This is a genomic window from Rhodothermus bifroesti, from assembly GCF_017908595.1.
GTDB classification, from domain to species: Bacteria; Bacteroidota; Rhodothermia; order Rhodothermales; family Rhodothermaceae; genus Rhodothermus; species Rhodothermus bifroesti.
Map to the genome: position 1 here is coordinate 183,882 of NZ_JAGKTL010000004.1, position 23,229 is coordinate 207,110.

Below are 23,229 nucleotides of genomic sequence, written 5' to 3' on the forward strand. Positions count from 1 at the left end.
AGTTTGTGCTTACTTCAGTGAGCCCCAAGGACCATGTTCCCCATGGCGTTGTAAATGTCGGGCTGCTCTGGCCCTTCGACATCGATAACCGCTTTTAGTCCTTTGCGGGCTACCCGCGTTAGTGCGTGGTCAACCAACACCACGGGCCCAGGCACAGGCAGCCGCATGTGGAAAATGCCACAGCTCCCAGGCGGAATGGCTACCGTTTGTACATTCCGCTCAGGATTGCTTTGGATGGCGCCTTCGCGCCATGCATGCGTGAATACGTTCCCAATCGGATGAAAAGCACTCGTCAAGTTCGGCCCGCCTACAGCCAAAAAGATGCGCACTGTCTCGCCTACCTTGGCCTTCATTGGACCATAGCGCTCGGCCGTCAGACCATTTTTGGCGCCATTAAACAGCACATAGGTAGGCTTTTCCTCAAAAAGCTTCTCAAAGTCGAAGTTGTGGTGCCCAGGCTCTCCCGGCAACTTGTCGGTGTAGAGCTCGTGCTGCCCGAGATAAAACTCTCGGTCAACCGGTGGCAGCCCTTCGGGTGGCTCGACGAGGATCATACCAAACATGCCGCTGGAGATATGGTAATCCATGTCGGGCACAGCGCAGTGGTAAACGTACGCGCCCGGATACAAGCAGCGGAAGCGAATTGTGCGTGACTGCCCAGGCGCTACCAGCGTATGCGCTGCCCCACCACCGGGTCCGTAGACGGCGTGAAAATCCACATTGTGCGGCATGTGGTTCGTTGCCGGATTCTCCAGCGTCAGGTTGACCACATCGCCCTGGCGCACCCGAATGAGCGGACCCGGCACCTGACCATTAAAAGTCATAAAGTTAAACGTGACCTCGGGCTCAATTTCAGCAACGACCTCTTCAACCCGTAACGTAATGTCATGCGTAACCGGCACATCGCGGTGAATCGGTGGCGGAATGGCCGCGGGATCGGCCGCCACACGATCCACACGACGACCCATCGGTCCTATGACCGGAACGCGACGGCGGCTGCCTGCAGCTTCTAACGCCCACCCCGATGTCATCAGACCACCGGCAGCGGCTACCCCTAAACCCTTGAGAAAATCACGGCGCGAGCTGGCTTTCATGGCAAGTATCGTTTTAATGGGTGGCGATAGTTTTATTTTCGACTTAATAGTACTTTATCTAAATAAAGACTAAAAGCAGAACTTATGAAAACCCCACCCAGAATCGAAGAACTTTTTGTCAACCCAAGGAAGGTGCTCCTAAAAGCCAGGCTGGATCGTAAAGTCCTATGAGGGTGCCTGCGGCTTCTCGGATAGCCGGCGTTTCTACAACCGCTAATCCCCCTGGTGGCAATCGAACAGCTGCGCCGGTCAACCAGCGAATGAGTTCGCCCAAGTCGGGCTGATGACCCACGACCAGCACGCGGTCTGCTGGAGCATGGGTTTGGAGAAAGGCTTCCAACGCGGCTGGTCTGCAACCTGGCGCCAACAGTCGCTCCTCAACAATGGGAACCTGCAGCGCCTGGGCGATGGCTTGCGCTGTCTGCCGTGCTCGTAGGTAGGGGCTGGTATGCACTGCTGGTGGCTTGCAGCCAAGGTGATGCAGCGTTTGCCCCAACTTTCGAGCGGTTGCCAGACCTGCTTCGGTCAGCGGACGTTCGGCATCGGACTGTCCCGGCGCAGCAGGGTAAGCTTCCGCATGACGAACGAAGTAGATCAGCATAGCGATAGGGTTCAGGGCGTACTGAGGTTGAGCTGATAGATTCGCGTCTCTAAGCAACGCCCTTCAGGGCCAAACGTACGTTCTGCAAAGGTTACGCTGCCGTCATAAGTCCACAGGAGAACCGTGGCCGCACGTGTTCCATAAGCAGGACTAACCACAAAGATCGCCGAAAGGCGCCGCTCTAATTCGGCTTCCAGCGCAGTCTGCGTCAATGCCGCCTCGGGTGCCGGCCTGCGGTCAGCCAGCAGGTGTAGCAAGGTCTCGGGGTTTATGGTGTCCTGCTCGAGGATGGCGTTAAAAGCGGCTAAGCCGCGCGTTACCTTAGGCCAACGCGTGCCCAGCAGGTGATTGCTCAAGCCGTATACGCCAGGCCGGAGCACTTCAATTTCCTGTTGCCGGTTGGAGCCATAAACCAAGGTTTGCCCATTTCCGACAAGTAGGTTGAAACCATTGTAGACTTCGCCTTGAGCAAGCACGTACCGTAGGTAGGTTTGGGGATCCATGTGACCCAGTAAAAAATCTCGTGTTAGCCATCCCCGGGAACGGTTACCAGCGGTGCGGCGATCTGGTTCGCGATAGTTTGTAACTAAAGCCAGGCGCCCCTGACGCGTAATGCCTAGCCACGTGCCGCCAGCCTCTAGGTCGCGTCCGCCCAACACCATTGGGGCATCAGGCCACCAATGCGCTGCTGCGGACGGCCGGGCGTAGTATTCATCCCGGTTGGCCGCCAGTACTAACCGGTAACGGGTGTGCTGATGATACGCCAAGAGTACCAAACACATGTTTATTTTCGCTTTTTTTATTAATATACTTCGTCACGTATGCACATACGTCTATGCTTTGCCGCGGAAGCTTCGCGTTGCCTTTGCTACTGCTAGGCATCTTGTCTGCAACAGCCCAACCGACGCTGAATGCAAACACCTACGCCCAATTGATCGGGAATGCCTACATAAGCATACGGCACCCGGTTGACTTTGGCACTTCCTCAGAAACGCAAGTTCAAGTGCGCCAAGCTTTGCAGGGACTCATTACACGCCAGGGTGCAGCACAAAGTTGGGATTTTTCGGCCTTTACGTATCTAGAACCCGTCACAAGTGCGCAAGTCTATCTGCCCTACAGCGATACGCTGCCGGGAGCGCGTGCATTTTTACAGGCAGACCATGCGTTGCAGGTGCGTGAAGGCGTGTACCTCTATGGGGCATTACGCCAGAATGAGGGGCAATTTTACTATGGCCTGGCAACTGGCGATTCCATTATGGCCTTGCCTCCCGACGATCCGTTTCCAGCGTTGCGCTTTCCGCTGACCTACGGCACACCGCAATGGAGCTGGCCGAGCGCCTCTTTTAACCTTGAGGTGCTGGTGGCTTTCCTGGTGGCTTTTTCAGGCGACAGCTCGCTGGCAGCTTTGTATGAGCAGTACAAAAGCCTTTTGCAAAATGCCTCGGTCACGCTCCTTTGGGAGGTAGATGGCTACGGCATGCTGATTACGCCTGCAGGATCGTCCCCCTGTTTACGACTTAAGCGAACCGTTCGCGTTCAGGGTCTTCCAGCGCCGTTTCCTTCTACGCAAGACGTAGCTGTCGATTACCTCTATCTTACCGAAGACCTGAGCTTGGCAGCCGAGATTGCCACGCGGCTGGTGTTTTCTTCGTTTACCCTTTCATTGCAACCTAGCGCAGCCTCTTACAGCGTAAGCCATGTAGCGCCAGTTGCACACCAACCATGGGCCACGACCTCGGGGGCTTTATTGCAAGCTCCCTATCCCAATCCGTTTGCTGAGCAAACGATGCTCACGCTTACGCTACCCACACCGCAGCCGGTTTCAGTGCGCATCTACAACCTACTGGGACAGGAAGTCGCCCGGGCTTTTGGGGGATGGCTTGCTCCTGGTACGCACCAGCTCCCGATTCAGGCCAAAGGCTGGGCTGCAGGCGTGTACTTGTGCCGCGTCGAGGCTGGGCCATATAGCTGGACCTATCGGCTTGTGGTGAAGCCTTAGCGTGCCCGCTTCCATACCAGGGTAAGCTCAGGCGGTGGCTTCCGACAATTGCAGCATCGGTAGGTTGAGGCTGCGTAATGCGTGGCGTCCAGCGTAGCTGCCCAGGCCCGAACGCTTTCTGCTTCTTCAGCCCCGCCTGGATGCCCAGGGTAGGCCACGACAGTGATTAATCCACCAGGGCGCAAAAGCTGCAGCGCAGCATTCAAAGCTGGTAGGGTTGTTTCTGGTCGCGTAATACAGCTTCGGTCATGTCCACCGGGTAAGTAGCCTAGGTTAAACATGACGACACTGATACGGCCGTGCCAAACCGTAGCCAACGCCGTTGCCATGTGGGCATGACTTTCCCCAAACAGCGTAACGCGCGCTTCCAGTCCAGCCATGCGTAAACGCTTGCGGGCCTTCTCCAGGGCTTCCAGCTGCACCTCAAAGCCAAAAACGCGTCCGGTATCGCCTACCTGGCGCGCCAGAAAAACCGTATCGTATCCGTTACCTACGGTAGCATCAATAGCAGCCTCGCCAGGTTGCAAAACAGTTGCCACAAAAAAATGAGCCAGTTGCGAGACATTGAGAAAAAACGGCTGCACGGCACGCATCCCTTGCGTTTGTGCCTAAATTGGGAGACTCAAGGTTTGGTTTAGGGTTAGTTTACGCACGGCATGCATACGGTATCCCTGCATTCGATGGTGCACGAAGTCGCCTTACCTGATGGCCGCCGCTACCCGATCGTGGTGGGCGGGCTGCAGGCCTTACCAGAATGGCTTGACCGCATTGGTCTGCAACGCGGGCGTTGCCTGATTGTAACTGACGAAAATGTAGCTGCACTGCATCTTGACCTGCTTCGGACTACTTTGGAGGCTTTCGGTTGGCTGCCCCATGCCCTCATCCTGCCGGCAGGCGAGGAAACCAAATCGCTGACGCATCTAAGCCAAATCTACGATGCGGCCCTGGCCTGGGGGATCGATCGGCGCACGCCTCTACTCGCCTTCGGGGGTGGCGTGATCGGCGACTTGGCTGGTTTTGCTGCAGCTACCCTCCTACGGGGCCTACCGCTGGTTCAGGTGCCCACAACGCTCATTGCACAAGTGGATAGTGCCATTGGGGGCAAGACCGGCATCAACCATGCACGGGGCAAGAACCTGATCGGTGCCTTTTATCAGCCTGAGTTAGTTTATGCCGATCCGACGTTGCTGTTGACGCTTCCAGAGCGGGAATGGACCAGTGGCCTGGCTGAAGTCATCAAGCATGCCCTAATTGGCGATGCCGACTTGTTCGCGTTTCTGGAAGCGCACTGGGAAGTGATCCGGCATCGCGCAGCCGAGCTGTTGCCACAGCTTATTGCTCAGGCCATGGCGGTTAAGGTACGCGTAGTGGTGCAAGACGAGCGGGAATCCGGACTTCGGGCGATTTTGAACTTTGGCCATACGTTTGGCCATGCCATTGAGCGCGTAGCTGGCTACGGCCGTTTTACGCACGGCGAGGCGGTAGCCTTGGGTATGCTGGCCGCACTGTGGCTGTCGCACCAGCGCCATCCGGAGCTGCCGTTTGACCGCCTGTGCAGCCTAATTTTGAAGCTCCCTATAGCCCAACCGCTCGACGGTCTAACGTTTTCCTTGCTGCTTGACGCTATGCAGGTAGACAAAAAAACGCTAGCAAGCCGCTTGCGCTTTGTGCTTCTCCAAGCATTAGGTAAAGCTTACGTGACCGACAAGGTCAGCGTTGGCGAGCTCCAAGCCGCCTGGCAGTTTGTGTTGGAAATGCGACGACTTGCAGTTGGCACTTAAAGCTGCTTTTGGCGTTTTTTCAAAGTCACCCCCTATCCCTCCTCATAGAACGTTGCCCCTACGCTTTGCCAAACATATCGTGCGCTGGCTGCTACGAATTGCTGGCGCTTTGCTCTTTGGGGGCGTGGTGTTTTTTTTCATACTGACCCGCACCGAGGTCGGGCGTGACCTGCTGCGCCAGCAGCTTGAGGCTGCCTTTCGGGCTACGGTGAATGGACAACTGCACATCGGACGGCTGGAAGGCAACGTTGTACATGGCCTCTATGCGCGCGACGTACAGCTTCGCGATGCAGCTGGTCGGCTGGTGCTTACCATCGATTCGGTAGCGCTTCGCCCCTCCTGGCGTCTGTTACTCGAGCGTACACTGGCTTTCCGAAGCCTAGAGCTCTACAACCCCTTGCTGCTACTGCATTACGACAAGGGTACTTGGAACCTAGCCACGCTATGGCGCCGCCCAGATCAACCAGGCCCCACTTCTACGTGGTCCTTTGCTGTAGCCCGTCTACGGGTTGTAGGCGGTGCAATCCAAACCCGACGTACCGGAGATCCTCCCCCCATTGTCGCACAGCAAATCTTGCAGGATTTTACCGAAGCCAAGCTCGACAGCCTCACGCTCTGGGCCTCGGTAGACTTACGCCCGGGGCAGCAACTCGTGGATCTCTGGCAGCTTTCGGCACACCTGACTACTCCAGTTAACCTGCCGCTGCACGCTGCAGGCCAAGTAATCCATCAGGCCTCACGATGGCAGTTTTCGCGCCTAGCACTGCGTGTCGGTACCAGCTGGCTAGCAGCAGACGGAGAGATTCAGCTAGACCCCAAACGCACGCCTTGGTTGGATCTTACGGTAGACCCCTCGCATCTCGACCCAAAGTCGCTGCGCTTGCTGCTACCGCGCTTTGCACTGCTTCGAGCGGTAGATCTCACGGGACGCCTTCGCGGACCGCTGAATGCACTCCAACTGGATCCCCTCTCGCTGGCCAGTGGAGCCAGCCTGTTGCGTATTGAAGGCACCGTGCAGGGGTTGCCCGATTCGCTAGCCTTTACGGCTACCTTTTCCAGCACCAGCTTGCGCCTAGCCGACATCGCAGCACTTTGGCCTAAACAGGTGGTTCCTGCGTCTGCCAACCAACGCAGTCGGCTAACGCTAAAGGCCGAGCTTAGAGGTGCGCTAGCGCAACTTCAGCCTGTAGCCATACGCTACCTTGAAGGCCGCATCCGGCTTTCTGGGCTTCCAGGAGTTCTTAGCGGATCCCTTCAGCTAGCGCGTCCAAGCCCTGGCTCGGAGCTGTTCTACCGCGCACGCGGCCGCCTAGAACGCGTCAACCTCCAAAGCGTGTGGACGCAAAGCCCATTGGCAACGCCATTGGACGGTAGATTTGAACTGCAGGGTTCGGGTAGGGAAAACCTTACGTTGCATGCCCACTTGCTTCCCACACCTTTTGGTGGACAGGGCCCTGATTCGCTTCGGATGACGCTCAAGCAGCAAAACCAGCAGCTATGGGCCACGCTCGCCTTACCTCAGGCAAGCGGAAAACTCACCGCTACTGCTTCTTGGAGCACAGCGTCGGATGATGCGCACTTTAGCCTACAAGCCCTAGCCCAACGGTTCGATCTTGGCCCTTACCTAGCGCCTGATACGCTGCATACCGCGCTAAACGCCACACTATCGCTGCAGGCTACGGGTTTTGCCTCAGAGGCCCTGCAACTGCAAGCAACCCTACGGGTGGATTCTTCACAGGCCGAACGCTCAGGATATCGACACATGCTCCCACCCGTCACTATGGCACTTACATGGAATGCCGAAGCCCATCGCCATCAGGTGCAGCTGCAGGGTGACTTGTTGGAAGCCTCTGTAAATGGGTTGCTACCGCCGCAATCGCTTTGGCACCTCATGCAGCGGTGGGGACAAGCAATAACCATAGCGTTAGCTGAACAATTCGACAAGCCCCTTTACCGACCACCGCGTGTGCAACCCATCGCTTCACTGCCCAGCTATATGGGGCCGGAAATGGCAGCGCAGGGCCGGTTTCGACTGAGAAAGCCTGAATGGTTCCAGGTGCTTTTAGGCTGGCCAGTGCTGCAAACAGACCTTCAAGGCCTCTTCCAGATGCGAGCTGGTGCCGACACCCTAGTCCTGAACCTTGAAGTTCAGGCCGACTCGCTGCGGCTGGGTGCACTCCGGCAGCGCCGGTTACACGGTCAGTTCCAACTCGCTACGGGCTTTCCCGTTACCCAACGTCTGACCGCCATGCTCGAGGTGCAAAGCGCTCAAGTAACCTATGGCCGGCAAACGCTCCGCAACGTACGCCTGGTGGGTTACTTGCAACCGGATGGTGGACAGCTCAGCCTAAGCAGTCGACCCGACACGGTGAAAGCCACGCTGCGCTTTACAGCCACGCTGGACTTGCTTGAACGCTTTAATCGCCTGACGGTACAGGAAGTTTTTTGGCAGGTGCGCGATTATCAATGGCAGCTGGAGCAGCCGGCCCAGATTGACCTGTACGCCGATGCTGTCCTGCTGCACCGCCTAAACCTTATAGGTCGGTCTGATGCTCAAGGTGGCCGCATTTCACTCCAAGGCTTGCTTTCTGCGTTACCCTCCGATACCGCCTATGTGGTGCTGCAAGGCATTTCGCTCGATGGATTACTTGAGGCGACCTATGAGGTACCCTGGCTTGGCGGGCAGCTTAACGGCGCACTCAGCTTCACTGGAGTGCTAGGCGCGCCGCAGCTGGCGGGTTACCTGCGCGTCGATCAGTTGCGCCTTAAAGAGCACCTGTTGGGTACGTTGTCGCTGGTCAGCTACTACATGCCGGGCTCACCGCTTGTTGCCCTCGATGCCCAGCTGATGCCGGATACCACCTTGCCTGCAGCGAATCAGCTGCGCCTTCGGGGTACCCTACAGCTTCCTTCAGCAACATCTGCAGGTGCCCTAAATCTTCGCCTGGAGACCGCTCATGCTGAAGCCTTTTTCTTCGAATACATTTTCCCAGATCTCATCGCCAATGTGCAAGGCTACTTTAGCGGCAGTGGCCGCATTACAGGTACCTTCCGAAGGCCGATCTTCGAAGCGGCGATGCAACTGCATGCCGGTGCCTTCGACATTCCACAGTTCAACTTGCATTATACCGTTGAAGGGCCAGTGCGCGTCGATCGCGAGGGGATCATACTGGAAAATGTGCAACTACGCGACCCTACGGGCGGCCGCGCCCAGGTACAAGGGCGCATTAACTTTAACGAATATCGCTTTTTCTCTTTTGGCCTCACCGCCCGCTTAAGCGGCCTCCAGGTCATGAATGTGACGTATGTTCGAACGCTGCCTTTCTATGGCCGCATTTGGGGTAACGGGACCTTTACGCTCAATGGTCCGCTCTACAGCGCCCTCCTCGCTACGGCCGACGGCGAGGTGCTCTCGCAAAGTGAAATTTACATCCCCTTAGCCGAAACAGGCGTTGAGTCGGACGAAGCTTTCATCATCTTTGCTGATCCTACAGGTCAACTGCCCAAACGGCCGCAACGCCGCCCCAACCTGCTGGCCAGCCGCCCACCAGAGGAACGATCGTTTTTGGACGGACTGGACCTAGATGTTAACCTCCTGGCTCCCCAGGGCACAATGGTACGGCTGGTGATCGATCCGCTACTAGGCGACGTCATCAACGCGCGCAGTAGCGGCCGACTGCAAATCATCCGCCAGCAAGGAGAATTTCAAACTTTTGGCCAGCTCAATGTTGCGGGAGGGGACTATCTGTTTACCGCCGGCGAAGTGTTTATGCGTCGCTTTTTGCTCGACAGCGGCACCATTACCTGGGATGGCGATCCCATTAATGCCCGTCTGGATCTGGCCGCAGCTTATCGGACCCGCGCCTCTCGGGCTGGACTACCAGGAACGCTGGGTCAAGGCGGCGGCCTTATTCCTCTTGTGGTGCAAATGCGTATTACGGGCCGCGTTAAAACACCGCAGGTGAATCTGCGCTTGGCAATCGACCGCGCCACCAATGAGCCCTTAGCCGGTTATGAGGGGATAGAAACACTGCTCAACCAGCCCGAACGCGCAGCCGAATACGCCACGAGCGTTTTGCTAACCAACTCGTTTTTACTGACCACAGAACAAACCAACCCCGAAGCACTTACCTCTTCGGGCAACCAGCTGGCTTTTAACAGCCTCTCTCAACTGGTGGCCAGCCAGCTCAACCGCTATCTCAGTCAGATGCTCCCCAATGTCGACGTGCTTCTGGGCGTGCAAGGCGAAAGTGCCCAGCGCCTAGACGTCACCTATGGGGTCGCGCTGCGACTGCTCAACGAGCGCCTGGTCATTCGCGGACAGGGTGTCTATCGCGGTGAAAGCACAAACAGTCCGCAAAATCTCCTTGGAGAATTTGCTATCGAAATGCGCCTTACGCCCAACGTTTCGGTTCAGGTATTCTATCGACGCGAAGACGACGTGCTCAACGACTATACCCTGACCAACACTGCCGGTGCAGGGCTGCTTTATCAGACAGACTTTCCAACCTGGCGCCACCTCTGGCATCGACTCTTCGGGTGGCTAAGCCCTAGTCCGGAAGACACCACCTCTCCTCCACTCACCCATACGAGCAACAATAGCGATAGCAGTAGCGTTCAACCACCATGATAACGTCAAAATCTGTCAAAATCCTTGGCGCGTAAACGTTCTGCAGTCTCGTCTTCTGAAGCGCACCCGCAATCTCTAACACGGCAGCAGCTTCGACAGGCGATTCTTTCCTTGCTACGCAACAATGCCCACAAAACCTATCATCCTAAAGAGCTGGCTCGCCGTCTCAATCTAAAAGACTACGAAGCTTACCAGCGCTTTTGGGAGGTACTTGCCGAGCTCGAGCATCAGCATCTAATTGCTCGGGTTAAAGGTGGCCGGTATACCTACGAGCGCCGTCCTTATCGCCTAGAAGGCATTCTGCGTGTTCATCCTCAGGGGTATGGCTTTGTGGAAGTAGAAGGACGCGAAGAAGCGGATATCTACATTCCTGAGGCCCATATGGGTACAGCCCTCGATGGCGATCGGGTACTGGTGGGCTTGGCTGCACCGGCCCGCGGTAACCGGCGTCGCGAAGGCGAGGTGCTTCAAGTCTTAGAACGCCGTCGCACGCAAACCGTGGGCACCTTTCAGCCGCACGGCAGCTTTGCCGTAGTCGTGCCTGACGATCCCCGGCTAACGCGCGACATCTATGTGCCGCCGAATGCTTTTGGGGGAGCCCAGGCGGGAGACAAGGTCGTGGTCTCGATCGACCAGTTCACAGACCCCAAAGGGCTCCCCGAGGGCCGCGTGCTTGCTGTACTAGGACCCAGCAGCGATCCTGCTGTTCAAGTCTTGGCGTTAGCACTGAGTAAAGACGTACGCTCAAGCTTTCCGGAAATTGTCTTACGCGAGGCCGAACGCATCCCCGATGCGATACCCGAAGCAGAATACCAGCGTCGACTGGACCTGCGCGACCGTGAAGTCTTCACGATCGATCCCTCTGATGCCAAGGACTTCGACGATGCGCTCCATCTGCGCCCGCTGCCTAACGGCCACATTGAAATTGGTGTGCACATTGCCGACGTGAGCTTTTATGTCCACCCCGGCACTACACTCGACGAAGAAGCCTATGCACGCGGCACCAGTGTCTACCTGGTAGATCGGGTTATCCCCATGTTACCTGAAAAGCTTTCAAACCAGGTTTGCTCACTTCGGCCTGGCGAAGACAAACTGACCTTTTCGGTTCTCATCGAACTAACACCGGAAGCTGAGCTTGTCCGCTACCGCATTTCCGAAACGATCACCCACTCTCGCCACCGGTTTACCTACGAAGAAGCCCAAGCAATCATCGAGGGTGCCGAGCATCCGCTGGCCGATCCGATTCGGCTGGCACATGCCCTAGCCCAAAAGCTACGCCAAGCTCGCCTAGAAGCTGGCGCCATCGACTTTGACCTACCAGAAGTTAAGGTCGAACTGGACGCCTTGGGCTATCCGGTCAAGGTATATCGCAAAGCTCGCCTGGCTGCTCACCAACTGATCGAAGAGTTCATGCTACTGGCCAATCGGCTGGTGGCCGAAACTATCGGTAAGCGTCGCCAAGCCCTCCCGTTTGTGTACCGCATTCACGACCGGCCTGATGCGCAAAAGATCTATCAGCTTGCCCAGTACGTACGCGCCTTTGGCTATCGGCTAGAATTAGAAGACGGCAGCGTATCTTCGAAGGCCTTAAACGCACTTCTGCACCACGTTAAAGGAACTCCCGAGGAACCTGTTATCGAAGAGGCCGCCTTGCGCGCCATGGCCAAAGCGCGCTATTCCACGCAAAACATTGGGCATTACGGTTTGGCCTTCGCCTACTACACGCATTTTACCAGTCCAATCCGGCGCTATCCAGATCTCATGGTGCATCGCCTGCTTAAGCACTATTTGCAGCCTCAAGCTGCCCCCACTTTGATCGACATAGAGGCCTTGGAAGCACGCTGTGAACACTGCTCTGAACGGGAGCGGGCTGCTGAAGAAGCGGAACGGGATTCGGTACGCCTGAAGCAAGTGCAGTATATGCAACAACACGTGGGCGAAACTTTCTGGGGCGTAGTTAGCAGCGTAACGCCCTTTGGCGCATTTGTTGAGCTTGACGACGTGCTGGTCGATGGGCTGGTGCATGTGCGTGATATGGGCGACGATTACTACGAGTACGACGAGCGACGCTACACGTTACGGGGATTGTACACGGGCAAACGGTATCGCCCAGGCGACCGCGTACGCGTTATGGTTATCCGTGCCGATCCGGCAACCCGTCAGATCGACCTGCGCTTTGTTGCTGAAGACGACACGTCGCCAGCACCGCTTACGCGCCGTCGGAAAAAGCGCGCATCAACGCGCGGCGCTGGGCGCTAAGCGTGCGCTCCAGTTCCCGTTCGCCGTGCGCGGTTGAAAAGAAAAAGGCTTCGAACTGTGAGGGTGGCAGGTAGATGCCTTCTTCAAGCATAGCGTGAAAGTAGCGGGCAAAACGCTGGGTGTCGCAGCGGCGGGCGGTTTCATAGTCTACTACGCGTTCTCCGGTAAAAAACAAGGTGGCCATCGCCCCTACGCGCGTAAAGTAAAGCTCCAGGCCCAACGCCTTGAGGTTGGCACGAACCCCCTCCTCCAGTGCTGCGCCAAAGGCTTCTAGACGGTCGTACAAGTCAGGCGTGTCGGCAATCTTGCGCAGCACGGCATAGCCGGCATGCATAGCCAGCGGATTGCCCGAAAGCGTACCAGCCTGGTAAACGGGACCTTGCGGCGCCACCCATTCCATGATTTCCCGTCGGCCACCATAGGCGCCAACCGGCAGTCCACCGCCAATGATTTTGCCCAGCGTGGTTAGGTCAGGTCGCACGCCATAGCGTTCTTGAGCACCCCCACGCGCCACCCGAAAGCCGGTCATCACTTCGTCAAAGATGAGCACGATGCCATAACGGTCGCACAAGGCACGCACCCCTTCCAGAAACCCTGGCTCTGGAGGCACACATCCCATGTTGCCGGCTACGGGTTCTAAAATGATAGCGGCAATTTCATCCGCATAAGCTTCGACCAGCTGTGTAACGTGCGCCAGATCATTAAAACGCGCCAAAAGCGTATCCTGCGCAGCAGCTGGCGTCACACCCGGGGAGTTGGGCTGCCCTAGCGTCAGCGCGCCACTTCCGGCCGCAATAAGGAAAAAATCCGCATGCCCATGGTAATGGCCTTCAAACTTGATAATCTTCGAACGCCCTGTATAAGCCCGCGCCAAACGCACCGCACTCATGGTAGCCTCAGTACCCGAATTGACCAGGCGAACCATTTCAATTGAAGGCACAAGCGCACAGATGAGCTCGGCCAGACGCACCTCGATCTCTGTAGGCGCCCCAAACGAGAGGGAGCGCGTCGCCGCTTCTTGGACTGCCTGCACCACATCGGGATCGGCATGGCCGAAAAGCATTGGACCCCAAGATCCCACATAGTCGATATAGCGGTTGCCATCGACATCTTCAAGGTAGGCGCCTTCGCCGCGGACAAGAAAAGGGGGCGTTCCACCTACGCTGCGAAAGGCCCTCACGGGCGAATTGACCCCACCGGGAATAACCTTACACGCGGTCTCAAAGAGCGCCTGGCTTCGCGTTAGCCGCATAGGCCTCACAAAAGCGACGACTTGGAGGGAGCTTCCTTGCGGGAGCCTGCTGGCGACACCTTACTCTCTGGCTCACATTCGCCTGGAATCCAGCAGCGGGCCTCTGTGATGTGCTCACACTGATGACAGCGCGTTTTACGCATCTTGGGATGGTAACGAGGCAGCTCGTCCAAGGGACGGATAGGATAGCTCTGCGTGGCGACTGCCCCATCTCCCGAGGTTCCTGCTGCTTCTGGCGCCAGCGGCAAACGCAGCTGGGCAACAGTGACCTCAGCCAAAGCTTCGATGAACAGCGGATGGCAATTCAGCGCCGGCATCACTTCGTAATGTGCAATGCCCATCTGTTCGGCTTCCTCCCGCACTTCAATATCGAGCTCAAAGGAAGTTTCAATGTGGTCTGTTACAAATGCGACCGGAACCATAAGCACAGCACGCACGCCCTGCTGCGCCAGCTCAGCCAGCTTATCCGGCGTGCTAGGCGTTAACCATTCTCCCGGACCTACTTTGCTCTGAAACGAGACATGATAAGGCAAATCGTGGCGCCGATAAGTCATCACACGGTCAACCGTTGCGTGAATCAAACAGCAGTAGGGATCTCGCCGTTGCTTCATTTCGACAAGCGGCGTGCCATGAGCGCTAAAGACAAGATGTACCTCTTGGCGCAGTTGGCGTGGGAAACGTTGCAAAGCTTCATCAATGCGCTCACTGAGTGCCTGAATATATTTAGGATGGGCAGCGTACTCGAACACGTACGTTGTAGGCCAGCGTGGAATTTCCCCTACCTGCTCCAGCGTCCACCAGTACAGCAGCGAAGACCCCGTAGTTGTTTTGGAATACTGGGGATACAAGGGCAGCAACACCACCTTATCGACACCATCACTCTGCATCTGTTGTGCTGCTTCTTCGCTAAATGGATGCCAGTAGCGCATAGCCATGTAGGTACGAAAGCGCACACCCGCAGGCTGCCCAAAACGTCGATTCAGCAGGCGCTCAAGCGCCTGGGCCTGCTCACGCGTGAGACGATTGAGGGGCGACCCGCCCCCAATCAGCTCGTAATCCTTCCCCACTTTTTTGGCGCGCAGACGAGCAATCCAGCGGCATAGCACATGACGCAGCGTCCCTTTCAACGGAATGTCGATGATCGCTGGATCCATAAACAGGTTATACAAGAAAGGCTCTACGTCGGCTACGCGCTCCGGACCACCTAAGTTGAGCAACACCACCCCAACGGTTTCCCCTGCTTCCACCGTAAGCGGTGCAGAAGAAAAATACCCACCACGCACCAGTCGCGCGTCGTATTGATACAATTTGAGAAATTGACGAGGCGTCATAAGCTCACCTCTGGATCTTTTCTGGCCTACGCCTTAGAACCAAACAAGGGCTGCCAGTTCCTGGCTGCTATTGAAGTTTCGCGTAAGCACAGCTTATTCTTGAGGACCTCAACCTGTTTTTAACAGGATTTAATATCGCCTGGGAGCGCTTTTCCTATACTGAATTTTAAGCTTGTGTTGTGCGTTTAGAAGCATGTCCCATTCAAAAAATAGACAAAAAAGTATGGACCTTACCGCCTACGGCTTGCACGTTCCACAGGTATTGCACAATCCTTCCCCAGCTGTGCTCTACGAGGAAGCCATCCGCTTTGACCCCCAAGCTGCACTGGTGAGCAGCGGCGCGCTGGCTTGCACTTCAGGACGCAAAACCGGACGCAGTCCAGCCGACAAGCGCATCGTCGAACATCCCGAAAGCCAAGACCACATCTGGTGGGGCCCCATCAATATTCCGCTCGACGAGCACACCTTCCTGATCAACCGGGAACGGGCTATTGACTACCTAAACACACGTGCCCGACTCTACGTGGTGGACGGTTTTGCCGGATGGGATCCTAAATATCGGCTCAAGGTGCGGGTTATCTGTGAACGGCCCTATCATGCCCTATTCATGCACAACCTGCTGATTCGGCCCAGCACCGAAGAACTTATCCACTTTGGCGAGCCCGATTACGTCATTCTGAACGCTGGGCGTTTCCCAGCCAATCGATACACTTCACACATGACCTCACAGACCAGTGTGGACCTCTCTTTTGAGCGAAGGGAAATGGTCATCCTAGGGACCGAGTATGCTGGAGAAATGAAAAAGGGGATCTTCACGGTCATGAATTACCTGATGCCCCTCAAGGGCGTACTTTCCATGCATTGTGCCGCTAACGAAGGGCCTCGAGGTGACGTAACGTTGTTTTTCGGGCTCTCGGGAACAGGAAAAACAACCCTGTCGGCCGATCCGCAACGCCGTCTTATTGGTGACGATGAGCACTGCTGGACCGACGAGGGGATCTTCAACATTGAAGGCGGTTGCTACGCTAAAGTGATCCACCTCTCTCCGGAGCACGAACCACAAATTTACCGCGCGATTCGCTTTGGCACTGTGTTAGAAAACGTGGTTTTCGATCCGCAAACGCGACAGGTTGACTATGCCGACGCTTCCATCACCGAAAACACGCGGGCTGCTTATCCCATCGAATTCATCGACAACGCTAAAATTCCCTGCCGCGGCGGTCATCCAAGCAACATTTTGTTTTTGACTTACGATGCCTTTGGCGTGTTGCCGCCAGTGGCACGCCTGACGCCAGAGCAAGCGATGTATCATTTCATCAGCGGCTACACTGCCAAGGTGGCTGGTACCGAAGTAGGCGTTACCGAGCCGCAAGCGACCTTTTCAGCTTGCTTTGGCGCGGCTTTTCTCGTTTGGCATCCCTTCAAGTACGCCGAGATGCTGGCTGAGCGCATTCGCCGTCACGGTACCCAGGTTTGGCTGGTGAATACGGGGCTTACTGGGGGACCTTACGGCCAGGGGCGCCGCATTCCGTTGGCCTATACGCGGGCGTTGGTTGACGCCATTCACAACGGCACACTGGCTCAGGTGCCTACAGAAGTGGACGAACGCTTTGGTTTTGCCGTGCCTGTCCGCTGTCCTGGTGTTCCAGAAGTCTTGCTGCAACCCCGAAATACCTGGGAAAGCCCCGAAGCCTACGACGAGATGGCCAACCGACTGGCGCGTCTATTTGCCCAGAACTTTGAGAAGTATCGTGCTGGATGCACGCAAGAGGTCGCTGCCGCTGGCCCGTGCTTAGCTCGAATGTAAGGTCACTGGCTGCCCTGCACGGGCCAACAACTGGGCCTCGGCATAGGCCAGCATTTCTGGAGTGTCGACGTCTTGCCAGAATCCGTTACCGATATCCAGCGCTGCCATACGACGCATTTGGGCTAGGCGGCGTACACCATCCGAAAGCGATGCGTCGCCCCGCTCGCGGTAAACAGCTTCTAGCGCGTCCATAAGGGCAAAGCTGCACACAAAAACCCCTGTATCAATCGCGTTGTAGTTGGTTAGCTGTTTGCCAATATCGACAATCCATCCGTTCTCGACGCGTACCTTGGTGGCATCTGCCAAGTCAAAAATCTGATCGACCCGATAATCGACAAGAAGCGTGGCCCCTTGTGCTGGTGGCACATGGGCGCGAACTAGTGTCATCAGCTCATCGCCCACCACATGGTCGGCCATCATCACTAAAAAAGGCTCTGCAGCCACATAGGGCCGGGCCGCAAGCACAGAAAGGCCGTTTTGCAACGCGTAGTGTGGGTTATAGGCAATGTGCACTTGCAGCGGTCCGTCATAGTACTGCCTGACTGCTGCTTCCACTTCCTCGCCGTGATAGCCCACTACAATCACCACGTCGCGGCAGCCAGCCAGGGCTACGCTGCGCAGCGTGCGTAGCAGAAGCGGCATACCGGCCACCGGTGTCAAAGGCTTCAAACGAAAGCCCGGACGGGCACCTGCCAGCCGGGAGCCCAACCCCGCAGCTAGCACCACGCCCGTCCGGAGACCTGCTGCTTGGCAGTTCATTTGAGGTTTTCGTAAAGCTCAAACTCTTCGGAAAGATGGGTAATAGGCGCCTCACCACCCAACACACGTAGCGTATTTTTCAGCCGAATATGCTGAATGAATAGATCGTGCTCAGGTACGTGTCCTTCCTGGACATGGGGGCTCTTGAAGTAGAACGAGAGCCACTCCTGAATGCCTTTTAGGCCAGCCCGAGCCGCCAAATCAAGAAACAACGCCAAATCCAGCACAATCGGGGCAGCCAAGATAGAGTCCCGGCAAAGGAAGTTGACTTTGATTTGCATCGGGTACCCCATCCAGCCAAAGATATCGATATTGTCCCAGCTTTCTTTGGCATCACCACGAGGCGGATAGAAGTTGATCCGCACCTTATGGTAAAGGTTGCTATAGAGCTCAGGGTAGAGCTCCGGCTGCAGGATGGTATCGAGTACGCCCGACTTGGTTACCTCTTTAGCACGGAAGCTATCGATGTCATCGAGCACTTCGCCATCGCGGTTACCCAGGATATTGGTAGAAAACCAGCCACGCACCCCTAGCATGCGCACCTTAAAGGCCGGCGCCAAAGCCGTTTTGAGCATCGTTTGACCGGTCTTGAAATCTTTACCGGCAATAGGGACGCCCTTTTCCTCAGCCAATTGTTCCAACGCAGGCACATCAGCTGAGAGGTTGGGGGCCCCGTTAGCATACGGGACACCCTCCATGATGGCCGCGTAGGCATAAAGCTGTGACGGTGTGATGGCTGGGTCGTTGGCTTCTAAGCCAGCTTCGAAGGCTTCAATCGAGCGATGGCAGTCGGAGGGCCGCGTGTAGACTTCCGTAGAGCCGCACCAGATCATCACAGCCCGCTGTGCACCTGTTTCGTCCATAGCACGGCAAATGTCTTCGCGCAGCATTTGGGCCAGTTCTTTTTTGGTACGGGCCTTTTTGACATTGGGTCCGTCGAGTCGACGAACGTACTGCCGATCAAAGACCGCCGGCATAGGCCGAATGGTCCGCAGAAAGTCTTCCAATGGCTTTAGGTCGCGCTCTTCGAGCACCTGAGCCCGCACGGCAGCCTCATAGGCATCATCGGGAAAGATATCCCAGGCGCCGAACACCAGATCATCTAGCTCAGCCAAGGGCAGAAACTCCCGAATCAGCGGGTTACGCCCAGCTGAGCGGCGCCCTAGACGGATGGTCTGCAGCTGGGTCAGCGAGCCGTAAGGGCGAGCGCGCCCCCGGCGAACAGCCTCTACACCAGCAATAAACGTCGTGGCCACTGCACCCAGCCCCGGCGTTAGTACCAGCAATTTGCCTTCGGGCGAGGCAATAGAAACGGATTCGCTCATAGGTCAACTTCTTAGATGGTGAACAAGATAACGATTAACCGGCCAGCGAAGCTTCGGTTGGTTGTCCAACAGGCTGCTGCCGCAACCAGACCCTGAAACGTTGGTTACGCAATCGCTGGCGCATAACAAGCAGGAAAAACAAAAGATTCAGCCCCACAAGTTCAAACACAAAAAACGCTAGGGGTTGACCCCCAAGGCAAGCAACAAAAATCGCCAGCGTCCGATAGTTTGAGCTCATCCAGCCCCAACGCCGTACCAGAGGTTGCTGCCAAAAACGGTACATCTGACGCACAAGCTCCGGATGGGGATGGTGCCGCAAGACAGTCTCAAGCTGTTGCATCAGACGGGCGTCCACACCACCTACGCGATGTTGCACAATCAAATAGCACAGATAAAGCCTGCCCATCCAGCCCGCCAGACCCTGCTTCGTGGCAAGCGTCTGCCGAAAGGCCTCAGGGGTTATTGGGCGTGCACTTTGCTTGCCGTGCACCCAGTAGTCATAAGCCTGGCGTTGAAACTCGTACGTGCTTGCCTGAATGATATGGCTAGCTCCGGCCAGCACGGCCAATATCCAAGCCGTAATACCGGCCGAAGGATACGTAGCTAAGGCCAAACTAAGGTAAATAAGCACAAACGTACCGTGGTCACACAGACCGTCGAGCACTTTACCAATCTCTGAGGTGCGTCCCGTTAGTCGCGCCAGCTGACCATCAGCACCATCCATCACGTGCCAGCCGATCATCAGGGCTAGCCCCAGCACACATGCTTGCCAAGAAGCGTAGTGGTAATAGGCTAGGGCTGCACCTGCACCTAAGCCTAACCCCACCAGCGACACGGTGTTGGGATGCACCCCCCTCCGGGCTAGACGCTGCACCAAAGCCCAGCTCAAAGGATGAATCACATACCGGTTCGTTGGATCTTCAATCTCAGGCGTGCGCCAAGCTCGTTGCAATGCTTCATCTGGCATAGAAAGTCTGCTCCTGTTGAAGCCAACAAGCGCGGCATAAGTTAGTAAATTGTTGCGAAATTATTAACGCTTGGAACGCCGCGCAAAGAATTCAAATTAGCCAAGGCTGCGGCACATCGGCTTCTGTGAGCATTAGCCAGTCGCGGGGTTGAAAATACCAGCTTGCGGCTTCTTCAGGTGACCCAGGCGCAGGCCGCCAATCATACTGCCAACACGCCTCAGGCGGTAAGCTCATGAGAATACTCTCAGTACGGCCATTAGACTCTAGGCCAAAGCGTGTGCCCCGATCATAGAGCAAGTTAAACTCTACGTAGCGCCCGCGCCGCAACGCTTGAAAGTGGCGTTCTCGCGCACCATAAGGCAAACCTTTACGTCGTTCCACAATAGGGAGATATGCCCGCAGAAAAGACCTACCTGCTTCACGGGTAAAGAAAAAGGCGCCTTCGGGGTCGTCGCGTAAGTAGTCGTAAAAGATGCCCCCTACGCCACGCGTTTCGCCTCGGTGGGGTAGATAAAAGTAGGCATCGCAGGCTGCCTTAAAACGGGCATAGTCAGCCACCCCAGGGTGGCGGTCGCAAACCGCTTTCCAAACGCGGTGGAAATGCTGCACATCTTCTAAGAACGGATAATACGGTGTCAGATCAGCACCGCCCCCAAACCATTGATCCTGAGGCTGAAAAAGGTCTTCACCAAGGGCAAAATACCGGAAGTTAGCGTGTACGCTAGGCACATAGGGCGAACGGGGGTGAATCACCAGCGAAAGGCCGGTGGCAAAAAACGGGGCAGGCGACACGCCAATAGCCCGTGCTGCCTGATCCGCAAGCTGTCCCCAAATGGCCGACGTATTGACCCCGGCTTTTTCGAAAACAGCCCCGTTTTCAAGCACGCAAGTTAGCCCACCGCCCCCTTCACGGTATTTCCAAACATCTCGGCGAAACTGCGCTGCACCATCGACGTCTTCCAAAACTTTACAGATATGCCGCTGCAAGGCTTCAACAAAACGCTGCACGCGGTGCGCCATCGGAAGGTCTGTTCGGGGTGCTTCGCGCAAGCGACGGACGCGGGCGTGATCATCCATCATAACCAACGTAGAGTGCTTTGCGATGACTATTTTGGAATATACGCCAAACGACGACGAGATCCTGCCGTTCATCCACGACAGCTTCCGCCAACTTCAAGAGGCAGGCTATGAGCCGCGCTATATTCTGGTAGGTCAAGCCGCCTACCGTCGCCTATGTAAGGCTATTGGACGTCAGTTTCAACGTGGAGCAGGCCAGTTTGAAACCTACTTGCACGTTCCTATTGTGGTTGACCCCTTCCGGCAGGAAGCCGTATGTGTGGTGCCGGCAGCAGCCATCTGTGCAGCAGAAGCATCCGGCTACCGAATACCCTCAGCTTCTAAGTAACGCAGCAGCTGATCTATCGACAGCCGAAAGGCTGCATTCCAGGTAACGGGGGGCGGGGCGCTCCAAGCCATAGGGATGCGCTGGGTAGGATGCGTGAGTTGCAACTGCCAAGCATGCAAGGCTAACTGATGGGGGACAAAAGCACGGCGTGACCGGTAGCGCCGATCGCCCAGAATCGGGTATCCCCGGAAAGCCAGCTGAACCCGAATCTGGTGCTTACGGCCGGTTTCAGGCACCAAACGCAGCAATGTCAGGCCATTTCGGCTCAGCAAGGCCTGCCAGTGAAGCACAGCTCGGCGTCCCCAGGGATGCGACTCTGGCACCAGACGCATGCTCTCGCCAGCCGGTGCCACATAGTCTTCCCAAGTGCCTCCCCCTTCAAGCTCTCCTTCCACCAGCGCCAGGTAGGTTTTTTGTACCGTACGATCTCGAAATTGCTGCATAAGCCGTGCGGCTGCCTTAGAAGTGCGGGCCAGCACCATCACACCCGAAACGGGTGCATCCAGCCGATGCACCAACCCCAAGTATACATTTCCAGGCTTGTGACATTGCATCTTCAGCCAGGCTTTAGCCAAGGATAGCACCGTTGGCGCCCCGCTACGGTCTCCTTGACTCCGCAGCCCTGCTGGCTTATTGATTACCAGCAAGTGATTGTCGTAGTACAGCACCGGCAAAGCTTCCGGCTTCAACATCTCCAAGCTCATGACGCGTTCAGTCAGGTCAACCCTCCATCAAACGGAGCAGCTTTGGACCACGTTCAAGCACCAGGCCTGTCTACTCCTCTTGAATGTTTAGCAGCACGCCACAGACCGCAACCTTACCGAGTTGTGCAGCGCTGGCTAAGGGGCTAGTTCATGGGTCTCAGTTTACGGCTGGCCACGCTGGGTTCAGCAATACTTAAGGCTGTCCCACATCAAGCGCACGTGTTCGCAACAGGCATGTAGTCGTGCACAGCTTCTACAAATGCCCGCACGTGCTCCGGATCGTGCGTAGGGTGCAACCCATGCCCTAAGTTGGCAATGTGGCCCCGCGGGCCAAAGGCCTCTAGCATCTGGTGCGTGAGCCGGCGAATCGTCTTCAGGTCGGCATACAGCGCACATGGGTCTAAATTGCCCTGCAATGCAACGCGGTCTTGCGTTATCTGCCGGGCTTGACGGGGATCGACGGTCCAGTCGATGCCTACCACATCATAGCCCGACGCGGCTAGCTCATCCAAAGTAGCATGCGCCCCACGTGCAAAGACGATACGCGGCACGCCCGGCCGCGCTTTCCCCACCTCTTCAGCAATCCGACGCAAGTAAGGAAGCGCAAACGTTCGGTACAAATCAGGACTGAGCACCCCAGCCCAAGAGTCAAACACCTGGATCACTTGTGCTCCAGCGTCGATTTGTGCCGTCAAAAATTCCACCAGCACCTCGGTCAGTAGCGAAAGTAGCTGATGGCTAGCTTCCGGAGCACCATAGAGCCAGCCCTTAGCTTGGCTAAAAGTTTTACTCCCTCCACCCTCGATCATATAAGCCATGAGCGTCCACGGTGCTCCGCAGAAACCAATCAAGGGGACTTTGCCATCCAAGGCCCGTCGCGTTAGCCTCAAGGCTTCAAGCACGTAGTGCAGTTCGTCTTCAATCACCGGCCGATGCAAGCGGCGCAAATCCGAAACCTTGCGTAGCGGATCCAACAAGCAAGGCCCTTGACCGGGAACCATTTCGACGCGCAGACCCATGGCCTGAGGCACAACAAGAATATCCGAAAAGATGATCGCGGCATCGAGTGGAAAGCGGCGCAACGGCTGCAGCGTCACTTCGGTAGCCAACTCAGGCGTGCGCACTACATCAAAGAAAGCCTCTTCGGCGCGCAAAGCACGGTATTCCGGCAGGTAACGCCCAGCCTGCCGCATGATCCACACTGGCGTGCGTTCAACCGGTTCGCGACGCGCTGCCCGAAGGAGCAGATCATTTTTCAGGGGCGAAACGTTGGCCATAAACGCTTTTAAGGCTTTAACCGCCAGGCCTATTCCA

18 protein-coding genes are annotated in these 23,229 nt (G+C 56.4%); 6 read left to right on the forward strand and 12 right to left on the reverse strand.

Annotated elements, in window-relative coordinates; all coding sequences use genetic code 11:
- Positions 1-14: 14 nt before the first annotated feature.
- The 3 genes from nirK to J8E65_RS09990 all read right to left on the reverse strand — a co-directional run bounded on the left by nirK (position 15) and on the right by J8E65_RS09990 (position 2,477).
- A complete protein-coding gene (gene nirK / locus J8E65_RS09980; protein WP_210375607.1) occupies positions 15-1,094 on the reverse strand; it encodes a copper-containing nitrite reductase in 1,080 nt (359 codons plus the stop codon).
- A 118-nt stretch (positions 1,095-1,212) separates the two neighbouring features.
- Positions 1,213-1,695 carry a SixA phosphatase family protein gene (locus J8E65_RS09985; protein WP_210375608.1) on the reverse strand — a complete coding sequence of 161 codons (483 nt, stop codon included), beginning with the start codon at positions 1,693-1,695 and terminating at the stop codon, positions 1,213-1,215.
- An 11-nt stretch (positions 1,696-1,706) separates the two neighbouring features.
- Positions 1,707-2,477 (reverse strand): NRDE family protein, encoded by a 771-nt coding sequence (locus tag J8E65_RS09990; RefSeq protein ID WP_210375609.1) that lies wholly within the window; start codon positions 2,475-2,477, stop codon positions 1,707-1,709.
- A 77-nt stretch (positions 2,478-2,554) separates the two neighbouring features.
- On the opposite strand from J8E65_RS09990, the gene J8E65_RS09995 reads away from it, so the two are divergent.
- On the forward strand, positions 2,555-3,694 hold the full coding sequence (locus J8E65_RS09995; RefSeq protein ID WP_237181889.1) for a T9SS type A sorting domain-containing protein: 1,140 nt from the start codon (positions 2,555-2,557) through the stop codon (positions 3,692-3,694).
- Here the strand turns inward: J8E65_RS09995 and mnmM are convergent.
- Positions 3,691-4,287 (reverse strand): tRNA 5-(aminomethyl)-2-thiouridylate-methyltransferase MnmM, encoded by a 597-nt coding sequence (gene mnmM, locus J8E65_RS10000; protein ID WP_210375611.1) that lies wholly within the window; start codon positions 4,285-4,287, stop codon positions 3,691-3,693. The genes J8E65_RS09995 and mnmM overlap by 4 nt on opposite strands.
- A gap of 87 nt (positions 4,288-4,374) precedes the next feature.
- Between mnmM and aroB the strand changes: the two genes are divergently transcribed.
- The 3 genes from aroB to rnr all read left to right on the forward strand — a co-directional run bounded on the left by aroB (position 4,375) and on the right by rnr (position 12,364).
- Positions 4,375-5,475 (forward strand): 3-dehydroquinate synthase, encoded by a 1,101-nt coding sequence (aroB, locus tag J8E65_RS10005; RefSeq protein ID WP_210375932.1) that lies wholly within the window; start codon positions 4,375-4,377, stop codon positions 5,473-5,475.
- 79 nt (positions 5,476-5,554) lie between these two features.
- Positions 5,555-10,105, forward strand: coding sequence for a translocation/assembly module TamB domain-containing protein (locus J8E65_RS10010; protein WP_341481759.1), 4,551 nt, complete (start codon positions 5,555-5,557; stop codon positions 10,103-10,105).
- A 24-nt stretch (positions 10,106-10,129) separates the two neighbouring features.
- Positions 10,130-12,364 carry a ribonuclease R gene (rnr, locus tag J8E65_RS10015; protein WP_237181893.1) on the forward strand — a complete coding sequence of 745 codons (2,235 nt, stop codon included), beginning with the start codon at positions 10,130-10,132 and terminating at the stop codon, positions 12,362-12,364.
- Here rnr and hemL read toward each other — a convergent pair.
- Both hemL and hemH read right to left on the reverse strand, forming a co-directional pair.
- A complete protein-coding gene (gene hemL, locus J8E65_RS10020; protein WP_210375612.1) occupies positions 12,315-13,616 on the reverse strand; it encodes a glutamate-1-semialdehyde 2,1-aminomutase in 1,302 nt (433 codons plus the stop codon). The genes rnr and hemL overlap by 50 nt on opposite strands.
- A gap of 5 nt (positions 13,617-13,621) precedes the next feature.
- Positions 13,622-14,947 (reverse strand): ferrochelatase, encoded by a 1,326-nt coding sequence (hemH, locus tag J8E65_RS10025; protein ID WP_210375613.1) that lies wholly within the window; start codon positions 14,945-14,947, stop codon positions 13,622-13,624.
- Between the two features lie 223 nt (positions 14,948-15,170).
- Here hemH and pckA point away from each other — a divergent pair, with 223 nt between their 5' ends.
- Complete coding sequence (gene pckA, locus J8E65_RS10030) at positions 15,171-16,754, forward strand: phosphoenolpyruvate carboxykinase (ATP) (protein WP_210375614.1); 1,584 nt, start codon at positions 15,171-15,173, stop codon at positions 16,752-16,754.
- On the opposite strand, the gene J8E65_RS10035 is transcribed toward pckA, so the two are convergent.
- The 4 genes from J8E65_RS10035 to hemF form a co-directional block, all read right to left on the reverse strand.
- The gene (locus J8E65_RS10035; RefSeq protein WP_210375615.1) at positions 16,740-17,513 is read right to left on the reverse strand and encodes a phosphocholine cytidylyltransferase family protein; all 774 of its coding nucleotides are present in this window, start codon (positions 17,511-17,513) and stop codon (positions 16,740-16,742) included. The two genes, pckA and J8E65_RS10035, sit on opposite strands and share 15 nt — an antisense overlap.
- Entirely contained in the window at positions 17,510-18,838 is a 1,329-nt protein-coding gene (locus tag J8E65_RS10040) for an inositol-3-phosphate synthase (RefSeq protein WP_210375616.1), read from the reverse strand. The genes J8E65_RS10035 and J8E65_RS10040 overlap by 4 nt, the downstream gene beginning before the upstream one ends.
- A gap of 34 nt (positions 18,839-18,872) precedes the next feature.
- Positions 18,873-19,805: a CDP-alcohol phosphatidyltransferase family protein gene (locus tag J8E65_RS10045; protein WP_210375617.1), complete on the reverse strand. Its 933-nt coding sequence runs from the start codon at positions 19,803-19,805 to the stop codon at positions 18,873-18,875.
- 91 nt (positions 19,806-19,896) lie between these two features.
- Positions 19,897-20,886: an oxygen-dependent coproporphyrinogen oxidase gene (hemF, locus tag J8E65_RS10050; protein ID WP_210375618.1), complete on the reverse strand. Its 990-nt coding sequence runs from the start codon at positions 20,884-20,886 to the stop codon at positions 19,897-19,899.
- A gap of 22 nt (positions 20,887-20,908) precedes the next feature.
- Here hemF and J8E65_RS10055 point away from each other — a divergent pair, with 22 nt between their 5' ends.
- A complete protein-coding gene (locus J8E65_RS10055; protein WP_210375619.1) occupies positions 20,909-21,211 on the forward strand; it encodes a family 4C encapsulin nanocompartment shell protein in 303 nt (100 codons plus the stop codon).
- On the opposite strand, the gene J8E65_RS10060 is transcribed toward J8E65_RS10055, so the two are convergent.
- Both J8E65_RS10060 and hemE read right to left on the reverse strand, forming a co-directional pair.
- Positions 21,184-21,915, reverse strand: a complete 732-nt coding sequence (locus tag J8E65_RS10060) for an RluA family pseudouridine synthase (RefSeq protein ID WP_237181895.1) — start codon at positions 21,913-21,915, stop codon at positions 21,184-21,186. The genes J8E65_RS10055 and J8E65_RS10060 overlap by 28 nt on opposite strands.
- A gap of 209 nt (positions 21,916-22,124) precedes the next feature.
- Complete coding sequence (gene hemE / locus J8E65_RS10065) at positions 22,125-23,192, reverse strand: uroporphyrinogen decarboxylase (protein WP_210375620.1); 1,068 nt, start codon at positions 23,190-23,192, stop codon at positions 22,125-22,127.
- Positions 23,193-23,229 lie beyond the last annotated feature (37 nt).

What these genes read in the sequence shown, in the direction of transcription:
- J8E65_RS10035 (WP_210375615.1), bottom strand. Translation starts at nt 17,513, where the DNA reads ATGAACTGCCAAGCAGCAGGTCTCCGGACGGGCGTGGTGCTAGCTGCG.
- pckA (WP_210375614.1), top strand. Translation starts at nt 15,171, where the DNA reads ATGGACCTTACCGCCTACGGCTTGCACGTTCCACAGGTATTGCACAAT.
- hemF (WP_210375618.1), bottom strand. Translation starts at nt 20,886, where the DNA reads ATGATGGATGATCACGCCCGCGTCCGTCGCTTGCGCGAAGCACCCCGA.
- J8E65_RS10060 (WP_237181895.1), bottom strand. Translation starts at nt 21,915, where the DNA reads ATGAGCTTGGAGATGTTGAAGCCGGAAGCTTTGCCGGTGCTGTACTAC.
- aroB (WP_210375932.1), top strand. Translation starts at nt 4,375, where the DNA reads ATGGTGCACGAAGTCGCCTTACCTGATGGCCGCCGCTACCCGATCGTG.
- hemL (WP_210375612.1), bottom strand. Translation starts at nt 13,616, where the DNA reads ATGCGGCTAACGCGAAGCCAGGCGCTCTTTGAGACCGCGTGTAAGGTT.
- J8E65_RS10045 (WP_210375617.1), bottom strand. Translation starts at nt 19,805, where the DNA reads ATGCCAGATGAAGCATTGCAACGAGCTTGGCGCACGCCTGAGATTGAA.
- J8E65_RS10040 (WP_210375616.1), bottom strand. Translation starts at nt 18,838, where the DNA reads ATGAGCGAATCCGTTTCTATTGCCTCGCCCGAAGGCAAATTGCTGGTA.
- J8E65_RS09985 (WP_210375608.1), bottom strand. Translation starts at nt 1,695, where the DNA reads ATGCTGATCTACTTCGTTCGTCATGCGGAAGCTTACCCTGCTGCGCCG.
- hemE (WP_210375620.1), bottom strand. Translation starts at nt 23,192, where the DNA reads ATGGCCAACGTTTCGCCCCTGAAAAATGATCTGCTCCTTCGGGCAGCG.
- nirK (WP_210375607.1), bottom strand. Translation starts at nt 1,094, where the DNA reads ATGAAAGCCAGCTCGCGCCGTGATTTTCTCAAGGGTTTAGGGGTAGCC.
- J8E65_RS10055 (WP_210375619.1), top strand. Translation starts at nt 20,909, where the DNA reads ATGACTATTTTGGAATATACGCCAAACGACGACGAGATCCTGCCGTTC.
- J8E65_RS09990 (WP_210375609.1), bottom strand. Translation starts at nt 2,477, where the DNA reads ATGTGTTTGGTACTCTTGGCGTATCATCAGCACACCCGTTACCGGTTA.
- mnmM (WP_210375611.1), bottom strand. Translation starts at nt 4,287, where the DNA reads ATGCGTGCCGTGCAGCCGTTTTTTCTCAATGTCTCGCAACTGGCTCAT.
- hemH (WP_210375613.1), bottom strand. Translation starts at nt 14,947, where the DNA reads ATGACGCCTCGTCAATTTCTCAAATTGTATCAATACGACGCGCGACTG.